We start from the raw sequence: 18620 nt of genomic DNA, 5'->3' as shown, positions 1-18620 counted from the left end.
TAATTAAAAAGTTAAAAAACGTTAACGGCTTATGCGTACGGCAGGCACGCGATTACCAGACCCAGATCGCCTTTAGAAACCATGGCTTTCGGACGCAGGTGACGTTTACGTTTGGTCGCTTTTTTGGTCAGAATGTGACGCAGGTTAGCGTGCTTGTGCTTAAAACCACCTTTACCGGTTTTTTTGAAGCGCTTAGCAGCACCGCGTACGGTCTTAATTTTTGGCATTTTAATAACTTCCACTTCGCATTGTTGATAAACAGAAACAAAGGCGAATCACCCTGTGAGCCGAGGCCCACAGGAATGATTACTTGATGGCCTTACTGTTTCTTCTTAGGAGCGAGCACCATGATCATCTGGCGGCCTTCGATCTTCGTTGGGAAGGATTCGACCACTGCCAGTTCTTGCAAATCGTCTTTCACGCGATTAAGCACTTCCATACCGATTTGCTGGTGCGCCATCTCACGACCGCGGAAACGCAGTGTGATTTTGGCTTTATCACCCTCTTCCAGAAAGCGAATCAGGCTGCGGAGTTTTACCTGATAGTCGCCTTCATCTGTACCAGGACGGAATTTAATTTCCTTAACCTGGATAACTTTTTGCTTTTTCTTCTGTTCCTTAGAAGACTTGCTCTTTTCATAGAGGAATTTGCCGTAATCCATGATACGACAAACCGGCGGCTCGGCGTTAGGGCTGATCTCGACTAAGTCTACTCCGGCTTCTTCAGCTTTCTCCAGAGCTTCTCTCAGACTCACAATACCAAGCTGCTCGCCTTCCAGACCTGTTAAGCGAACTTCCTGGGCGCGAATTTCGCCATTAATACGGTTAGGGCGCGCCGTTTGAACTCGTTTTCCGCCTTTAATACCTTATTCCTCCAATTGTTTAAGACTGCGGCTGCGAATCTCTTGTTGCAGCTTCTCGATCACTTCATTTACGTCCATGCTTCCCAGGTCTTTACCACGGCGGGTGCGAACGGCAACTTTGCCAGATTCCACCTCTTTATCACCACAGACCAACATATACGGGACGCGACGCAAAGTGTGCTCGCGGATTTTAAAGCCAATCTTCTCATTTCTCAAGTCTGCTTTAACACGAATGCCCGCATTTGATAGTTTTTGCGTCAATTCGTTAACGTATTCAGACTGCGAATCAGTAATGTTCATGATAACAACCTGAACCGGCGCAAGCCAGGTCGGGAAGAAACCAGCGAACTCTTCGGTCAGGATACCGATGAAACGTTCCATAGACCCCAGAATTGCGCGGTGAATCATTACCGGAACCTTACGCTCGTTGTCTTCGCCCACATAGGAGGCGCTCAGACGAGACGGCAAGGAGAAGTCCAGCTGTACCGTACCGCACTGCCATGCACGATCGAGGCAGTCATACAGGGTAAATTCAATTTTCGGACCGTAGAAAGCGCCTTCACCCAGTTGATATTCAAACGGGATGTTGTTTTCTTCCAGCGCAACTGCCAGGTCCGCCTCAGCACGATCCCACATTTCGTCGCTGCCAATACGTTTTTCAGGACGAGTGGAAAGTTTGACCACGATTTTCTCGAAGCCAAAAGTGCTGTACATATCATAGACTAAACGGATACATCCGTTAACTTCATCGCGAATTTGTTCTTCAGTACAGAAGATATGCGCGTCGTCCTGAGTGAAACCACGTACACGCATCAGTCCATGCAGAGAACCTGACGGCTCGTTACGGTGGCAGCTACCGAACTCGGCCATACGCAGCGGCAGATCGCGATACGACTTCAGCCCCTGGTTGAAAATTTGTACGTGACCCGGGCAGTTCATCGGCTTAATGCAGTATTCACGGTTCTCTGAAGACGTGGTGAACATCGCATCTTTGTAGTTTTCCCAGTGTCCGGTTTTTTCCCACAGGACGCGGTCCATCATGAACGGACCTTTTACTTCCTGATACTGGTACTCTTTCAGTTTAGAACGTACGAACACTTCCAGTTCACGGAAGATTGTCCAGCCGTCGTTGTGCCAGAACACCATACCCGGCGCTTCTTCCTGCATATGGTACAGGTCAAGCTGCTTACCGATTTTACGGTGGTCGCGTTTCGCGGCTTCTTCCAGGCGCTGCAGGTAAGCGTTGAGGGCTTTTTTGTCTGCCCACGCAGTACCGTAAATACGCTGCAACATTTTGTTGTTGCTATCGCCGCGCCAGTAAGCCCCTGCCGTTTTCATCAGTTTGAAGTGATGGCAGAAACGCATGTTCGGTACGTGCGGACCGCGGCACATATCGACATATTCTTCATGAAAATAGAGACCCGGCAGGTCATCATGGGCAATATTTTCGTCCAGGATGGAGACTTTATAGCTCTCGCCGCGTTTAACAAACGTTTCACGCGCTTCGTGCCAACTAACTTTCTTCTTAATGACGTCGTAGTTTTTCTCAGCAAGCTCATGCATCCGCTTCTCGAGTGCTTCGACATCTTCCTGGGTTAACGTGCGGTCAAGATCAACGTCATAATAGAAACCGTTGTCAATAACCGGGCCGATTGCCATTTTGGTATGCGGCCAAAGTTGTTTAATTGCGTGCCCTAACAGGTGCGCGCAGGAGTGACGAATGATCTCCAGACCTTCTTCGTCTTTAGCGGTAATGATCGCCAGTTTAGCGTCGTTTTCAATCAAATCGCACGCATCTACCAGTTCGCCATTAACGCGCCCTGCGATACAGGCTTTCGCCAGACCTGGACCAATGTCCAGCGCAACATCCATGGGGCTTACAGCGTGGTCGTAATGGCGTTGGCTGCCATCAGGAAGAGTAATAACAGGCATGTTATATCCTTATTTGCAGTGGTGACCCACACGAAAGATCACATACAAAGATTCATATGAAATTTACCAAAAAGGTTTGGGTTGATTCCCGCTTCACTCTGCGAAATATGTCACAGCATACCGGTTGGTGATGCCAGACCTACACCCACTTTCTGATAATACCGCCTGGCAGTTTACACGGTATTTGTTGTCGGGCAAAGCGACAATCACCATGATCGATATGATATAAATCAACACAGGCAACACCTGCCCATTTTGTTACACTCGATTATCGACTACTCGAAATACGCAGGAAAATCACATGCCGACAAAACGTTTTGACAAAAAACACTGGAAGATGGTGGTGGTACTACTGGCTATCTGTGGCGCGATGCTGTTACTGCGTTGGGCAGCAATGATTTGGGGCTGAATGGTAAGACTCTATCTGCTAACGTAAAAGCCAGACCGCACGTCGCAGTCCGGCAGTAATAGTTACATTTTATATCCCAGCGATAACGTTGTTCGGCGGTCAGTATGTTCTGGGGCCGATTCAGGCGGTTCAGAGTTCCACGTGACGTTGTAAGCCACTTTAAGACCGAAATGCTCATTGATGGCAACATTCAGCGCACTTTCCGAGTTTAACGTCGTGTCTTCCGCGCCAAAGACGGAAACACCTTGGGTAAATTTAGTGTTGTCGGTCAACTGCCACACATAAGCCCCGGAAGCATAACCCAGCGGCTGAGTTTCACTGGCATTGTCGGTATATTTGTCGTAACGCACGCCAGGACCGAATTCAAAGCGGAAACTGTGTACCGGACCATTCAAAAACTGGCGACCATAACCCGCAGTCAGCACATCGCGTTCGCGATAACCGTTATAACGGTCTGTCAGCCAACTAGCCTGACCAAATAAATAGTCATAGTCAGTTAAATTAAAACGGCTACGCCCGCCCACCGCATATTTTTCCGAAGAACGTTCATCATTAGAAGACGTATTGCTGGCGTTCCCCCACAGCGACCAGGCAGTAGTATACCCATACCAGGTCATAGTGGTATCAGCCGTTAGTGAAGAACTTTTCGTGTTACCTGATTGTGCAAGGTAACCTGCATTCAGATTACCTTCGAAAGGTTTTTTGGCGCTGGCAGGGTCGTCCATGACAGTAAAAACGGAATCATCGGCAGTTGCATTCAGAGACGCAAACATACCCCCCGCCAACATAACGATGGCAGGAACTGTCTTCAAAAGCTTCATTTATTAAAAGTCCGTACAACAAAAAAAGAGACCATCGCGGTCCCGGAAACTTTCTTGAGGATCAAAGAGTAGCGTCCCTGGAAAGGTAACAAATTATAAAAAGGAGTGAAAAACTTAGCAATGACTTCTTATTTCATTTTTTGAATAAGCACATTGCGAAAACAGATATTTATTTATATATCTTTACCCGATTAATTTTATATAAATATCCAATAAATCATATTGTTAATTTCTTCACTTTCCACTGATTCAGTGCCAGACTGAAATCAGCCTATAGGAGGAAATGATGGTACGTATCTATACGTTGACACTTGCGCCTTCTCTCGATAGCGCAACAATTACCCCGCAAATTTATCCCGAAGGAAAACTGCGCTGTACCGCCCCGGTGTTTGAGCCTGGTGGCGGCGGTATTAACGTCGCCCGCGCCATTGCTCACCTTGGGGGTAGCGCCACGGCAATCTTCCCGGCTGGCGGCGCAACCGGCGAACATCTGGTTTCACTGCTGGCTGATGAAAATGTCCCGGTCGCCACTGTCGAAGCAAAAGACTGGACCCGCCAGAATCTGCACGTACATGTAGAATCTACGGGTGAGCAGTACCGATTTGTCATGCCTGGCGCGACGTTAAGTGAAGATGAATTTCGTCAACTTGAAGAACAGGTTCTGGAAATTGAATCAGGGGCTATCCTGGTCATAAGCGGCAGTCTGCCCCCAGGTGTGAAGCTGGAAAAATTAACTCAACTTATCTCCGCTGCACAAAAACAAGGGATTCGTTGCATTGTCGACAGTTCCGGCGATGCACTAAGCGCGGCACTGGCCATTGGCAATATCGAACTGGTGAAACCTAACCAGAAAGAGCTCAGCGCACTGGTCAATCGCGAACTCACCCAGCCAGATGATGTGCGCAAAGCCGCGCAGGAAATCGTAAATAGTGGTAAGGCCAAACGGGTTGTTGTTTCTCTTGGCCCGCAAGGGGCGTTGGGAGTGGACAGCGAAAACTGCATTCAGGTAGTGCCGCCACCGGTGAAAAGCCAGAGTACCGTCGGTGCAGGTGACAGCATGGTCGGCGCGATGACGCTGAAGCTGGCGGAAAATGCCCCTCTTGAAGAAATGGTTCGTTTTGGCGTAGCCGCAGGTAGTGCCGCCACGCTCAATCAAGGAACTCGCCTGTGCTCCCATGACGATACGCAAAAAATTTACGCTTACCTTTCCCACTAATAGAGATATTCCCCCAACATTGGGGGAATCACCACAAACCTGTCGGCAACGCGTTTCTCCGACTATGCTAAAAAATCACGTGATAACAAAGAGGTGAATTATGGCCGGTGGCGACCTTGTCCGCTATGTCATTACCGTCATGTTGCATGAAGACACATTAACTGAAATTAATGAGTTAAATAACTTTCTGACACGCGACGGTTTTTTACTGACCATGACGGATGATGACGGAAATATCCATGAGCTGGGAACGAACACCTTTGGGCTTATCAGTACTCAAAATGAAGATGAAATAAGAGAGTTGGTTGCCGGGCTTACCCAAAGTGCAACCGGCAAATCCCCGGAAATCACAATAACCACCTGGGAGAAATGGTATAGCGACAGAAAATAAATGGTTTTTGGGCAATAATCAGTCTGTGGTGTGCGTTAGCTCGTGTTTTTTCACCGCATTCTTGCGCTAACTTTATGATCTGGCAGACAACATGGGAGAGACATCATGTGGCAGGCAATCAGTCGTCTTTTGAGCGAGCAGTTAGGTGAAGGCGAAATCGAGCTGCGTAATGAACTGCCTGGCGGGGAAGTCCATGCCGCATGGCATTTGCGCTATGCTGGACGTGATTTTTTCGTCAAATGTGATGAAAGGGACCTGCTTTCCGGTTTTACCGCCGAAGCCGATCAACTGGAATTATTATCACGCAGTAAAACCGTTACTGTGCCCAGAGTCTGGGCTGTTGGCGCTGACCGGGACTACAGTTTTTTGGTGATGGACTATCTCCCGCCTCGCCCATTGGATGCACATAATGCATTTATTTTAGGGCAGCAAATTGCGCGCCTGCATCAATGGAGTGATCAGCCACAATTTGGCCTCGATTTCGATAACGCACTTTCGACTACTCCACAACCCAACACCTGGCAACGTCGCTGGGCAACGTTTTTTGCTGAACAACGTATTGGCTGGCAACTGGAACTGGCGGCAGAAAAAGGGATCGCCTTCGGCAATATCGACGCCATCGTCGAACACATTCAGCAACGTCTGGCCTCACATCAGCCGCAGCCGTCACTGTTACACGGTGATTTATGGTCCGGAAACTGTGCGCTGGGTCCGAATGGCCCGTACATCTTCGATCCCGCTTGTTACTGGGGTGACAGAGAGTGCGATCTGGCGATGTTGCCGCTGCACACTGAACAACCGCCGCAAATCTATGACGGCTATCAGTCAGTTTCACCGCTACCGGCAGATTTCCTCGAACGTCAACCAATTTACCAGCTCTACACGTTACTTAATCGTGCAAGGTTGTTTGGCGGGCAGCATTTGGTTATTGCTCAGCAGTCACTGGATAGATTATTAGCGGCGTGATGTGAGTTGATGATAATGGCCGCTTCGCGCGGCCTTTTGATTAAATAAACCCAAGCAGAGAAAAAAACACATACCCAGCAGCAATACAAATGACCGGCAGGATATAGAGTGAAAAAAACTGCAAGAAAATGGTATGGTGCGGAACAACAATGCGTGACTCAATCTGTTCACGCGTTAACCCCTCGTCTCCTTTAGCCTTCTCCAGAATGAGTTGATCCTCAACACCTTCACGTAAGAAACGCGCCTGGCGGCTCATACGGGCACCGGAATCTTGCAACGCAAGTCCAACAAATATCAGGATGAAAATCACCCAGAACATAATATTCACACCGCCATTAAAATTGGGCGTCGGTGAGTTGTACCAGAACAGATTCAAAAAAGGCGTATTCGCCTGCATCATATCGATCATGACATGGGTAAAGTCGAGCATGACCGCATTAATGCCTTCCTGATTTTCCTGCCGGGTATTCATAAATTTCAGCAAAGAAATCAGCGTAGAGATCAGTGCGGGTATAAAAATCACCCAACCGAAAATCCTTTTCAAAACAGCAATGCGTCCAGCTTGTTGATACGTCATGAGTTCTCCTTGATTAAGACGCGTCGATTCACTTAGTTTACCTGTAGATATCTGTTTTCGCCCATTCTTTAAAGGCGATATGATAGGCGCTTAATCATAAGCACTGCTTAATACCTTACACTTAATGCTCTAAAGGAGAGGTTGTAATGTCAACCCCGCGACAGATTCTTGCTGCAATTTTCGATATGGATGGATTACTTATCGACTCTGAACCTTTATGGGATCGAGCCGAACTGGATGTGATGGCAAGCCTGGGGGTGGACATCTCCCGTCGTAACGAGCTACCGGACACCTTAGGTTTACGCATCGATATGGTGGTTGATCTGTGGTACGCCCGGCAACCGTGGCGTGGGCCGGGTCGTCAGGAAGTGGTAGAACGGGTTATTGCTCGTGCCATTTCACTGGTTGAAGAGACTCGGCCATTACTGCCTGGTGTGCGTGAGGCCGTTGCGCTGTGCAAAGAACACGGTTTATTGGTTGGCCTGGCCTCTGCGTCGCCGTTACATATGCTGGAAAAAGTGCTGACCATGTTTGACTTACGTGACAGTTTCGATGCCCTCGCCTCCGCAGAAAAACTGCCTTACAGCAAACCGCACCCGCAAGTGTATCTCGACTGCGCAGCAAAACTGGGTATTGATCCGCTGGCCTGCGTGGCGCTGGAAGATTCTGTAAACGGTATGATCGCCTCTAAAGCAGCCCGTATGCGTTCCATCGTCGTTCCTGCGCCAGAAGCGCAAAATGATCCACGTTTTGTGTTGGCAAACGTGAAGCTTTCATCTCTCACCGAACTCACCGCGGAAGACCTCCTCGGCTAATAAAAATCGGGCAGTGTCATCACTGCCCCTGGTTTTTTATCTGAATTTTTATTCAACTGGCGGATTTATCATCATTTTGTGATAAAGAGTTACACCGTCACCACTTCCGCGCACTGTATAAAAATCCTATACTGTACGTATCGACAGTTTAGTGAGTTTTATCATGACGGCGGAAGGTCACCTTCTTTTTTCTATTGCTTGCGCGGTATTTGCCAAAAATGCCGAACTAACGCCCGTGCTGGCACAGGGTGACTGGTGGCATATTGTCCCTTCCGCAATCTTAACGTGTCTGTTACCGGACATCGACCACCCAAAATCGTTTCTTGGGCAGCGATTAAAGTGGATATCAAAACCCATTGCCCGGGCATTTGGACACCGTGGATTTACCCACAGTCTGCTGGCGGTCTTTGCGTTGCTGGCGACCTTTTATCTTAAAGTTCCGGAAAGCTGGTTTATTCCGGCTGATGCTTTGCAAGGTATGGTGCTGGGTTATTTGAGCCATATCCTTGCCGATATGCTGACACCGGCTGGCGTTCCCCTCCTCTGGCCATGTCGCTGGCGCTTCCGCCTGCCAATTCTGGTGCCACAAAAGGGCAATCAACTGGAACGTTTTCTCTGCATGGCATTATTTGTCTGGTCGGTGTGGATGCCCCATTCATTGCCCGAAAACAGTGCCGTGCGTTGGTCATCGGAAATGATCAATACCTTGCAGATCCAGTTTCATCGCCTTATTAAGCATCAGGTTGAATATTAAAGCGGCAAAAACCGTCTTTCTGGAATAAGCAATTCTATTTGAATATAAGAGCCAGCTCACAGTTCTGTTAATCTTGCGACAACACTATGACTGTTACACAGTGATAGAAATAATAAGATCAGGAGAACGGGGATGAACTTTCCATTAATTGCGAACATCGTGGTGTTCGTTGTGCTGCTGTTTGCGTTGGCCCAGACTCGCCACAAACAGTGGAGTCTGGCAAAAAAAGTGCTGGTGGGTCTGGTGATGGGCGTGGTCTTTGGCCTTGCTCTGCACACCATTTATGGTTCTGACAGCCAGGTACTTAAAGATTCTGTACAGTGGTTTAACATTGTCGGTAACGGCTATGTTCAGCTACTGCAAATGATCGTCATGCCGTTAGTATTCGCCTCTATTCTGAGCGCGGTTGCTCGCCTGCATAACGCATCTCAGTTAGGCAAAATCAGTTTTCTGACCATCGGTACGCTGCTGTTTACCACGCTGATTGCGGCGCTGGTCGGTGTGCTGGTGACCAACCTGTTTGGTCTGACTGCTGAAGGTCTGGTTCAGGGTGGCGCAGAGACGGCGCGTCTGAACGCTATCGAAAGCAACTATGTTGGTAAAGTTGCAGACTTAAGTGTTCCGCAACTCATTCTGTCCTTTATTCCGAAAAACCCGTTTGCCGATTTGACTGGTGCCAATCCGACGTCAATTATCAGCGTGGTAATTTTTGCCGCCTTCCTTGGTGTCGCCGCGCTAAAACTGCTGAAAGATGATGCGCCGAAAGGTGAACGCGTCTTAACCGCTATCGACACGCTGCAAAGCTGGGTGATGAAACTGGTTCGCCTGGTCATGCAATTGACCCCTTACGGCGTGCTTGCGCTGATGACCAAAGTCGTTGCCGGTTCCAATCTGCAAGACATCATTAAGCTGGGTAGCTTCGTTGTCGCGTCCTACCTGGGTCTTATCATTATGTTTGCGGTACATGGCATTCTGCTGGGTATTAACGGCGTAAGCCCGCTGAAATACTTCCGTAAAGTATGGCCAGTACTGACGTTTGCCTTCACCAGTCGCTCCAGCGCCGCGTCTATTCCGCTGAACGTAGAAGCGCAAACGCGTCGTCTGGGTGTTCCTGAATCCATTGCCAGTTTCGCCGCTTCTTTCGGTGCGACCATTGGTCAGAACGGCTGTGCTGGTTTGTATCCGGCAATGCTGGCGGTGATGGTTGCGCCTACAGTTGGCATTAACCCACTGGATCCAATGTGGATTGCGACACTCGTCGGTATCGTCACGGTGAGTTCAGCAGGTGTTGCAGGTGTTGGTGGTGGTGCGACATTCGCCGCGTTGATTGTTCTGCCAGCAATGGGCTTACCGGTAACGCTGGTGGCTCTGCTAATCTCCGTTGAACCGCTTATCGATATGGGCCGAACTGCATTGAACGTTAGCGGCTCAATGACCGCAGGTACGCTGACCAGCCAGTGGCTGAAGCAAACCGATAAGTCCATTCTGGACAGCGAAGACGACGCCGAGCTGGCACACCGTTAATCCTGGTTTATAACGCAAAACGCCTGTCATCCGACAGGCGTTTATTTATTCTTCGATCTCATTTTCTTGCCGCACCTGATTTGCCCAACGCTGGGCCGACTCCGGTACGCTAAACGCCGGTGAGCGCAAGAATGATTCCCCCACCAGGACAAACGCCACATACTTGCCGCGCAGTATCCAGACATCACGAAACGAATCCATTTTAACCGCATGTTCTGGCGGCGCGGGTTCTGTGCGCGGAACATAGCTAATAATCGGGCGGTTTTGCTGACGTAGCGGTTTCTTCATTACTGGCTTCACTAAACGCATATTAAAAATCAGAAAAACTGTAGTTTAGCCGATTTAGCCCCCGTCCGTCCTGCTTTGCGTACATTCCCAAAAACCTTCTCTGGCACCACTTCCAGAGCGAGATCCCCCTGGTGGTCTATAGTTAGAAGGTTTTTTGACCAAAACAGCGGCCCTTTCAGCAATGAAATAAGGAGACGAGTTCAATGTCGCAACATAACGAAAAGAACCCACATCAGCACCAGTCCCCCCTGCACGATTCGAGCGAAGCGAAACCCGGGATGGACTCACTGGCACCTGAGGACGGCTCTCATCGTCCAGCGGCTGAACCGACCCCGCCTGGTGCGCAACCTACTGCGCCAGGTAGCCTGAAAGCGCCGGATACGCGTAATGAAAAAATAAATTCCCTGGAAGATGTGCGTAAAGGTAGCGAGAATTATGCACTGACCACCAATCAGGGCGTACGCATAGCCGACGATCAAAACTCCCTGCGTGCCGGTAGCCGTGGGCCTACGCTGCTGGAAGATTTTATTCTGCGTGAGAAAATCACTCACTTTGACCACGAACGCATCCCGGAGCGTATTGTTCACGCACGCGGTTCTGCTGCTCACGGCTATTTCCAGCCGTATAAAAACTTGAGCGACATCACCAAAGCCGATTTTCTGTCTGATCCGAACAAAATCACTCCGGTATTTGTGCGCTTCTCTACCGTTCAGGGAGGCGCTGGCTCGGCAGATACCGTGCGTGATATCCGTGGTTTCGCCACCAAGTTCTATACCGAAGAAGGTATTTTTGATCTCGTTGGCAACAACACGCCGATCTTCTTTATTCAGGATGCACACAAATTCCCCGATTTTGTTCATGCGGTAAAACCGGAGCCGCACTGGGCGATCCCACAGGGAGGCAGCGCCCACGACACTTTCTGGGATTATGTTTCCCTGCAACCTGAAACCCTGCATAACGTAATGTGGGCGATGTCAGACCGTGGGCTCCCCCGCAGTTATCGCACAATGGAAGGCTTCGGCATTCACACCTTCCGCCTGATTAACGCCGAAGGTAAAGCAACCTTTGTGCGTTTCCACTGGAAACCACTGGCAGGTAAAGCCTCGCTGGTATGGGATGAGGCGCAGAAACTGACGGGGCGAGACCCGGACTTCCACCGTCGCGAACTATGGGAAACGATTGAAGCGGGCGACTTCCCGGAATATGAACTTGGCTTCCAGTTGATTGCGGAAGAGGATGAATTCAAATTCGACTTCGACCTGCTTGACCCAACAAAACTTATCCCGGAAGAGTTAGTCCCCGTTCAGCGCGTCGGTAAAATGGTGCTCAATCGTAACCCGGATAACTTTTTTGCCGAAAATGAACAAGTGGCTTTCCATCCTGGACACATTGTCCCCGGTCTGGATTTCACCAACGATCCGCTGTTGCAGGGGCGTTTGTTCTCCTACACCGACACACAAATCAGCCGTCTTGGCGGGCCGAATTTCCATGAAATTCCAATTAACCGCCCAACCTGCCCGTACCACAATTACCAGCGTGACGGCATGCATCGGATGGGAATCGACACTAACCCAGCAAACTACGAACCGAATTCGATCAACGATAACTGGCCGCGAGAAACACCGCCGGGGCCGAAACGCGGAGGTTTTGAATCCTATCAGGAGCGCGTAGAAGGCAATAAGGTGCGCGAGCGTAGCCCATCGTTTGGCGAATATTATTCCCATCCGCGCCTGTTCTGGTTAAGCCAGACACCATTCGAACAGCGCCATATTATCGATGCGTTCAGCTTTGAGTTGAGTAAAGTTGTACGCCCATATATTCGTGAGCGCGTTGTTGACCAGCTAGCGCATATCGATCTCAACCTGGCGCAAGCGGTAGCAAAAAATCTCGGTATCGCACTGACAGACGACCAACTGAACATTACGCCACCACCGGACGTGAACGGGCTGAAAAAAGATCCTGCGTTAAGTCTGTATGCCATTCCGGATGGGGATGTGAAAGGCCGTGTGGTCGCGATTTTGCTTAATGATGAGGTGAGATCGGCAGACCTTCTGGAAATGCTCAAGGCGCTGAAAGCTAAAGGCGTTCATGCCAAACTGCTTTATTCACGGATGGGAGAAGTGACAGCAGATGACGGTACAGTATTGCCAATAGCCGCTACCTTTGCTGGAGCCCCCTCACTGACGGTTGATGCGGTTATTATCCCATGCGGCAATATCGCGGATATCGCAGACAACGGCGACGCAAACTACTACCTGATGGAAGCCTATAAACACCTTAAACCGATAGCCCTGACGGGAGATGCACGCAAGTTCAAGGCAACAATCAAGGTCGATGACCAGGGTGAAGAAGGGATTGTTGAAGCCGACAGAGCTGACGGCAATTTTATGAATGAGTTACTGACTCTGATAGCGGCGCACCGCGTCTGGTCACGTATCCCTAAGATTGACAAAATCCCTGCCTGAATATAGGCGGCGCAGTTGCGCCGCCTTTGCCTGATGCGCTGCGCTTATCAGGTCTAGCGTAATAATTCATAATATATTGAAATTGCGACACTTTGCTGGCCGGATAAGGTATTTACGCTACATCCGGCAAAACAACATTACCTACACATCAAGATAACTACCCAACCGATAACCTCGCTCGGCAATGGCATACTTCAACGATGCTGATGTCAACACTTCCAGCTCCGTTAACCGTGGAAAACAGTAAGCACTCTGGCGAATCGTATTATCAATAAACGCCGGATGGCACATCACTTCCAGCGAGCGCTCACCGCGATGACTGGAATCATCCACCGCTTGCAGGAACAGGGACTCGCTGATCTCTTCACCATAGAATGCGCTACTGAAGCCCTGCGAACTGCGCAATTTAGCCGGTAAATCACTATCGTTAAATACTGGCTGACGATCGATGCGCAACGCAATCCCCTCTTCAGCGGCAAACCTGGCCACAATCGGGAAAATCTGCGGGAACATATGCACATGATGATGACTATCAAGATGGGTAGGTTTGCGCCCAAACAGCTCAATGAAACGCAGATACTGGCTGGCAAGTTCCTGAGCAATTTCCTCCAGTGGTAAAGCATCTTCTTTTGCCAGTTGCCAGATCCATTTCCCCAACACGCCTTCGCGGGTTAAACCGGGCATTGCAGTTAGCGGCTTGCCCAGGGTGAGGACAAAATGCATCCCGACGGCCAGGCTCGGCTCATCACGACTCAACTGCACCGCATGGTCGATGGCTTCACCATTTACCAGCGCCGTCGTCGACGTGACAATCCCGTTGCGACAGGCCTCGATAATGCCGTAGTTCTGACCTTTACTTAAGCCAAAATCATCTGCATTAACAATCAGTAAGCGTTCCATAATCAGCCCCGGTTAATGTGCTTTTTTGAGATCTACAATACAGTCAGCAAAGTTTGGTAGCCACTTCTCGTGCGCCAGAATCATCTCACGTGCCAGCAACTCTGCGTCATGATCGGAATGCACCAACGGGCTAAGGTTTAGCGCCAGTAACACATCGTTAAATTCACCGCTAAGTGCTGCGTTGCTGGCGGCAATTTCAAAGCCTTTAATGGTGTGGATCAGCCCCATGACTTTGTCATCAAAATGGGTAATTCGCGGATGTGGCGTCGCGCCATTGCGACCCAGCGTACAGGTCATTTCTACCGCCCAGTCAGTCGGAATATTATCAATATGCCCATGATGCGGGATATTAATGTAATGTTCCGTTTGCTTGTCGTTGTAGATAGCGTTAATCACCTCGCACGCCGCGTCTGAGTAATAAGCCCCACCGCGCTGCTCCAGCTCTTTCGGTTTAACTTTCAGCTCCGGGTTTTTATACAGCTCAAAGAGTTGTTTCTCGACTTTCTGCACTATCTGCGCACGCGCACCGCCTTTGTAGTATTCACCCATTTCAATCGCCAGCATCTCTTTTTGCTTGAAGTAATAAAGCAGATAAGAACATGGCAACAGATTCAGCGAACGAATTAAGCCTTCGCTAAACGGCAGATCGAAAATGTTTTTTACGCCAGACGCTTTTAACTGCCCGGATGCCACGCCGTCGAGCAATTCGGCAAAGCGCGATTTGCCATTTACCAGCACATCCTTAATAAACACCATATGGTTCAGGCCGAACAGATCGATAGATAAATCATCGCTCTCATTCAACGCTAAAACATCGCTGATAAACATTTTCATACCCACAGGAATATTACACACGCCGATAAAGCGTTTAAATCCAGTGTGACGATAAACCGCTTCAGTGACCATTCCCGCCGGGTTAGTAAAGTTGATAACCCACGCATTCGGACATAGTTCTTCAACATCGTTCACAATATCGAAAATCACCGGAATGGTGCGCAGACCTTTAAACAGGCCTCCCGCACCGTTGGTTTCCTGGCCAAGATAGCCATGACTTAACGGAATGCGTTCATCCAGTTCACGTGCCGGTAATTGACCTACGCGCAGTTGGGTAGTGACAAAATCAGCCCCTTTCAGCGCCTCACGACGATCAAGCGTTTTATAAAGCTTTATCGGTACGCCAGCGTTATCAATCATGCGCTGACAGAGTTCAAAAATAATATCCAGTTTCGCTTTACCACCTTCGACATCCACCAGCCATAATTCAGTAACCGGCAATTCGTGATAACGCTTAATAAACCCTTCCAGTAACTCCGGGGTATAACTACTCCCGCCACCAATAGTGACGATTTTTAATTTCTGGTTCATAATTTCTCCCTTCATCAGGAAATACTGATATTCTTCATGCCTGCCTCTGTGTCAGGAATATCCCGGTTTCCCCAGGATAAACAAGGCACGCATGTAAATTTAATGATCAGCGATAACAGCTACTGATTAAATTCAGTCAATTTCTTACGATAGCTATTTGGCGTAAAAGACGTTAGTTTCTTAAACGTTTTAATGAACAGACTTGGGCTACTATAACCAGCTTCAAATGCAATATCCGTCACAGAATAGTTGGTCATTTCCAGTTGTTTTTTGGCAAAGTTAATGCGGATTTCATTAATAATCTGCATCGGCGTTTTGCCATAGTATCGCTGAGTCGCACGCGTCAAATACTCCTGCGATTTAGCCGATAACGTCACCATGTTTTCCAACGCATTTTCACTGAACTGCACTTTATCATGCATCTTCTCAACCGTATTTTTTAGCCACTGTGGCACATCATCAATTACCTGTTCTTCGCGGTAATGGCGTAAACGGTTAATGACATAAAAAGTGACTATCTCAACAAATTCTTCCAGCCCGGTTTCACTGAAATTCAATGAAGAAATTACCGTTTCCACATAAGTGAGAAAAGCATTATTAGTGCGGTAAACCTGTGAAGCAACAAAGCAATAAGGTAACAACGGTAAATAATGCTGTTCAAAAAAATGTTTACTGATCCCAACGTTCAATATGCGCGTGGCACCAAACTCATAAAAACTTTGATGGTGTGATCCTAACGGAATAAAAACAAAATCGCCCCGTTCCAGCAACACACGCTTGCCGTTAATCTCCTGGAAATAACGACCGGTTAAAACCAGGGTAAATTCATAATAGTCATGCTGATGCAACCCAGTAATACTTTCGGTTTTATTGTAGATAAACACATGGAAATTTTTGCCATTAAATAATTGCTGCTCACGGGCAGTGGCAATTTCCGGCGCGTTAATCACTGGCTGCATCATTGACTCCTTATGCTTTCAGTTTTTCATGAAGCTCAATTAATTCACTAATCAGTTCACGCGCGAGCATTGAAGTCATTAAATGATCCTGCGCGTGGACCAGCACCAGGCTAACTTTCATCTTTCCTTCGCCCTGATCGCCTTCAATCAGCTTCGTCTGTACCAGATGCGCTTCATTCAAGGCCATCCGCGATTGATCCATCATCGTTCTGGCGGCTGCAAAATCGCCCTGCTTCGCCTGCTTCAGCGCGGCATACGCCAGACTACGTGCCTGTCCGGAGTTGATGATAAGCCCCATCACCACTTCTTCCAGTTCTTCGGCTTCGGTTTGCGTGTCAGGAATGTTTTCGAGATCCATCATACATCGTTCCTCTCTATTCTTACCGGCACGAGTTGCCCGCGCCGGTGTCGATTAAAATTTCAGGGCGTTAGCAATATCTTCTTCACTCTCTTCTTTATCAATCACGTTCTGCGCTTTGTTCGCCACCACAACAAATGGCAGATAAATCAGCGTTGCGATACCAAGGTTGAAGAGTGCGACCAGCAATGCGGCGACGCTACCGTTAGTATTAAAGAAGGCTCCCAGACCAGTTGGCATGGTCCACGGCGCAATGTTGGTCACCGGCGGGATAATGCCCATGTAGTACGTCGCCAGGGTAATTGCCGCCAGAATTGGTTGCACCAGCACGAACGGGATAAACATTACCGGATTCATGATAATCGGCAGACCAAACAGAATCGGTTCGTTAATCTGGAAGATGCCTGACGGCAGTGCCAGTTTTGCCACCTGACGATAGTCAGCACGACGAGAAGCGATAAAAATGGCCAGAATAAGCCCCAGGGTCGCGCCGCTGCCGCCGAGGAAAATAAAGGAGTCCAGCATCGGCTTGGCCCAGATATGGAAAGTCTTACCGGCTGCCAGCGCCGCTTCGACGGAACCATATTGCTGGTAGGTGGCGATGTTTTCCAGCGCCCACGGCGTCATAATGCCGTTGTCCAGGGCGGTCAACGCCAGCGCGCCATGAATACCGAAGAACCAGAGCAGCGGAACAAAGATCACATAGGCCCAGCCAACCACGCTACCCAACGATGCCAGCGGCGTCGAAATGGTATCCATAATAATCTGGTGGAAGTTAGTGCCCCAGGTAGTCAGCGCCCAGGCAATAATCCCCATCACGGAAAGAATAATAAAGCCAGGAATTAATGCAGAGAAAGAACGCGATACCGATGTCGGTACGCTGTCGGGTAATTTAATGACCCAGTTGCGGCGGACAATAAAGGTAAACATTTCTGCTACCACCAGGCCGATAATAATCCCGGAGATAATATTCGCGCCGCCTAACCAGTTTGCGCCGACCGCATAGGCTTCACCGACGCTATAAGGAGTGACGGTCATAAATGCCGCAACGGATAACAATCCTGCCGCCAGTGCATCGACTTTACGCTCTTCTGCCAGCGCCATGCCGATAAAGAACGGTGTCATTAAAGACATAATCCCTAACGTTCCGTTATAAACGTTGCCGCCAATACCCTTCAGCCCATTGAGTGTTTCAATAGTTGAGGCATCAAGGCGAATACCTAACGAGTAAAAAAACGACCCCTCCCCAAAGCTCAGAAAAACGTTATTGATTAATACAAACATGGCCCCTGCGAGGGTTAACGGCATTAAGCGAATAAAGCCGTTTTTGATTGCATTAACGTGTGGCTGCTTTCCTATTTTGACTGCAAAAGGGAGGAGTACCTTTTCAAGCGATGCAATAACATTACTCATAGAAAAATACCCTTAAAAACCGCAATTAAAATATTGCGGTATAGATTTATGAAATAACTCTTTGACGGAAAATTTAAAAATTAATTTGCTGCGGCTTTTTTAATTGCTGCAACTGCAGCCTTAAGCACGCCTAAACCATCGACTTTGCCATATAACAGTGAGTCAATTACTTCAACCGGTTTGTTGGGTAACAAACGCTGGATTTCGGGCAACATATAAGCAATCTGCGGCCCCAATAACACGACATCGGCATTCTGACCTTTTTCACCAGCCAGTGTTTCCGGAAATGCTTCAATAATGACCGGAACTTCATATTTTTCTGCCTGAGCGCGCATTTTTGATACCAGTAAAGAGGTAGACATGCCCGCAGAACAAAACAGATAAATGTGTTTCTTTTCCATAAAACTGCCCTCATCAACGACTATCTGTCAGCCAGACACTCCGCAAGTCTTAACCTGCTTCCATGCTCTGGGTAACTTGCGAAACCAACATGACTTTTTTTGGTGGCTGAAAAGAGTATACGGTATTGACCTGAACGATAGTATTTCCTTGACCTCATAAATTGTCTCTCCTTGACCTGCTGTTATGACCTTCTTCACATTTCA

The 18620-nt window shown here is 48.6% G+C and carries 20 protein-coding genes; 8 read left to right on the top strand and 12 right to left on the bottom strand.

The window, feature by feature from the left end; translation table 11 throughout:
- Nucleotides 1-29 precede the first annotated feature (29 nt).
- From rpmI to thrS, 3 genes are all read right to left on the bottom strand, one after another.
- Entirely contained in the window at nucleotides 30-227 is a 198-nt protein-coding gene (gene rpmI / locus A31E_RS15780) for a 50S ribosomal protein L35 (protein ID WP_001124225.1), read from the bottom strand.
- Between the two features lie 92 nt (nucleotides 228-319).
- Nucleotides 320-862 carry a translation initiation factor IF-3 gene (gene infC / locus A31E_RS0122475; protein ID WP_001700733.1) on the bottom strand — a complete coding sequence of 181 codons (543 nt, stop codon included), beginning with the start codon at nucleotides 860-862 and terminating at the stop codon, nucleotides 320-322.
- A 3-nt stretch (nucleotides 863-865) separates the two neighbouring features.
- Nucleotides 866-2794, bottom strand: coding sequence for a threonine--tRNA ligase (thrS, locus tag A31E_RS15785; protein ID WP_001144185.1), 1929 nt, complete (start codon nucleotides 2792-2794; stop codon nucleotides 866-868).
- Nucleotides 2795-3095: 301 nt separating this feature from the next.
- Between thrS and yniD the strand changes: the two genes are divergently transcribed.
- The gene (gene yniD, locus A31E_RS15790) at nucleotides 3096-3203 is read left to right on the top strand and encodes a small membrane protein YniD (RefSeq protein WP_001142445.1); all 108 of its coding nucleotides are present in this window, start codon (nucleotides 3096-3098) and stop codon (nucleotides 3201-3203) included.
- A gap of 62 nt (nucleotides 3204-3265) precedes the next feature.
- Here yniD and A31E_RS15795 read toward each other — a convergent pair whose 3' ends face one another.
- The gene (locus A31E_RS15795) at nucleotides 3266-4024 is read right to left on the bottom strand and encodes a DUF481 domain-containing protein (protein ID WP_016248658.1); all 759 of its coding nucleotides are present in this window, start codon (nucleotides 4022-4024) and stop codon (nucleotides 3266-3268) included.
- A gap of 286 nt (nucleotides 4025-4310) precedes the next feature.
- Between A31E_RS15795 and pfkB the strand changes: the two genes are divergently transcribed.
- From pfkB to A31E_RS15810, 3 genes are all read left to right on the top strand, one after another.
- Complete coding sequence (pfkB, locus tag A31E_RS15800) at nucleotides 4311-5240, top strand: 6-phosphofructokinase II (protein WP_000251744.1); 930 nt, start codon at nucleotides 4311-4313, stop codon at nucleotides 5238-5240.
- A gap of 100 nt (nucleotides 5241-5340) precedes the next feature.
- Nucleotides 5341-5631 carry a type V toxin-antitoxin system endoribonuclease antitoxin GhoS gene (gene ghoS, locus A31E_RS15805; protein ID WP_000896961.1) on the top strand — a complete coding sequence of 97 codons (291 nt, stop codon included), beginning with the start codon at nucleotides 5341-5343 and terminating at the stop codon, nucleotides 5629-5631.
- A gap of 105 nt (nucleotides 5632-5736) precedes the next feature.
- Nucleotides 5737-6597 (top strand): fructosamine kinase family protein, encoded by an 861-nt coding sequence (locus A31E_RS15810; protein ID WP_000267664.1) that lies wholly within the window; start codon nucleotides 5737-5739, stop codon nucleotides 6595-6597.
- Nucleotides 6598-6637: 40 nt separating this feature from the next.
- Here A31E_RS15810 and A31E_RS15815 read toward each other — a convergent pair whose 3' ends face one another.
- Nucleotides 6638-7174, bottom strand: a complete 537-nt coding sequence (locus A31E_RS15815) for a YniB family protein (RefSeq protein ID WP_000222161.1) — start codon at nucleotides 7172-7174, stop codon at nucleotides 6638-6640.
- A 146-nt stretch (nucleotides 7175-7320) separates the two neighbouring features.
- On the opposite strand from A31E_RS15815, the gene hxpB reads away from it, so the two are divergent.
- From hxpB to tcyP, 3 genes are all read left to right on the top strand, one after another.
- A complete protein-coding gene (hxpB, locus tag A31E_RS15820; protein ID WP_000106844.1) occupies nucleotides 7321-7989 on the top strand; it encodes a hexitol phosphatase HxpB in 669 nt (222 codons plus the stop codon).
- Between the two features lie 163 nt (nucleotides 7990-8152).
- Nucleotides 8153-8743: a metal-dependent hydrolase gene (locus tag A31E_RS15825; RefSeq protein ID WP_001516308.1), complete on the top strand. Its 591-nt coding sequence runs from the start codon at nucleotides 8153-8155 to the stop codon at nucleotides 8741-8743.
- Between the two features lie 132 nt (nucleotides 8744-8875).
- Entirely contained in the window at nucleotides 8876-10267 is a 1392-nt protein-coding gene (tcyP, locus tag A31E_RS15830; RefSeq protein ID WP_001010689.1) for a cystine/sulfocysteine:cation symporter, read from the top strand.
- 45 nt (nucleotides 10268-10312) lie between these two features.
- On the opposite strand, the gene cedA is transcribed toward tcyP, so the two are convergent.
- Entirely contained in the window at nucleotides 10313-10576 is a 264-nt protein-coding gene (gene cedA / locus A31E_RS15835) for a cell division activator CedA (RefSeq protein ID WP_001241549.1), read from the bottom strand.
- Nucleotides 10577-10758: 182 nt separating this feature from the next.
- Between cedA and katE the strand changes: the two genes are divergently transcribed.
- On the top strand, nucleotides 10759-13020 hold the full coding sequence (gene katE / locus A31E_RS15840; RefSeq protein ID WP_016248657.1) for a catalase HPII: 2262 nt from the start codon (nucleotides 10759-10761) through the stop codon (nucleotides 13018-13020).
- 141 nt (nucleotides 13021-13161) lie between these two features.
- On the opposite strand, the gene chbG is transcribed toward katE, so the two are convergent.
- From chbG to chbB, 6 genes are all read right to left on the bottom strand, one after another.
- A complete protein-coding gene (chbG, locus tag A31E_RS15845) occupies nucleotides 13162-13920 on the bottom strand; it encodes a chitin disaccharide deacetylase (RefSeq protein WP_000440424.1) in 759 nt (252 codons plus the stop codon).
- A 12-nt stretch (nucleotides 13921-13932) separates the two neighbouring features.
- Entirely contained in the window at nucleotides 13933-15285 is a 1353-nt protein-coding gene (gene celF, locus A31E_RS15850) for a 6-phospho-beta-glucosidase (RefSeq protein ID WP_001072165.1), read from the bottom strand.
- A gap of 119 nt (nucleotides 15286-15404) precedes the next feature.
- Nucleotides 15405-16247: a transcriptional regulator ChbR gene (gene chbR / locus A31E_RS15855; protein WP_072274912.1), complete on the bottom strand. Its 843-nt coding sequence runs from the start codon at nucleotides 16245-16247 to the stop codon at nucleotides 15405-15407.
- Between the two features lie 7 nt (nucleotides 16248-16254).
- A complete protein-coding gene (gene chbA / locus A31E_RS15860) occupies nucleotides 16255-16605 on the bottom strand; it encodes a PTS N,N'-diacetylchitobiose transporter subunit IIA (protein WP_001516303.1) in 351 nt (116 codons plus the stop codon).
- 51 nt (nucleotides 16606-16656) lie between these two features.
- Nucleotides 16657-18015 (bottom strand): PTS N,N'-diacetylchitobiose transporter subunit IIC, encoded by a 1359-nt coding sequence (gene chbC / locus A31E_RS15865; protein ID WP_016248655.1) that lies wholly within the window; start codon nucleotides 18013-18015, stop codon nucleotides 16657-16659.
- An 80-nt stretch (nucleotides 18016-18095) separates the two neighbouring features.
- Nucleotides 18096-18416: a PTS N,N'-diacetylchitobiose transporter subunit IIB gene (chbB, locus tag A31E_RS15870; protein WP_000412169.1), complete on the bottom strand. Its 321-nt coding sequence runs from the start codon at nucleotides 18414-18416 to the stop codon at nucleotides 18096-18098.
- Nucleotides 18417-18620 lie beyond the last annotated feature (204 nt).

The sequence above is a fragment of the Escherichia sp. KTE159 genome (assembly GCF_000408805.1).
Lineage (GTDB): Bacteria > Pseudomonadota > Gammaproteobacteria > Enterobacterales > Enterobacteriaceae > Escherichia > Escherichia marmotae.
This window is presented reverse-complemented; position numbering and strand designations above follow the sequence as displayed.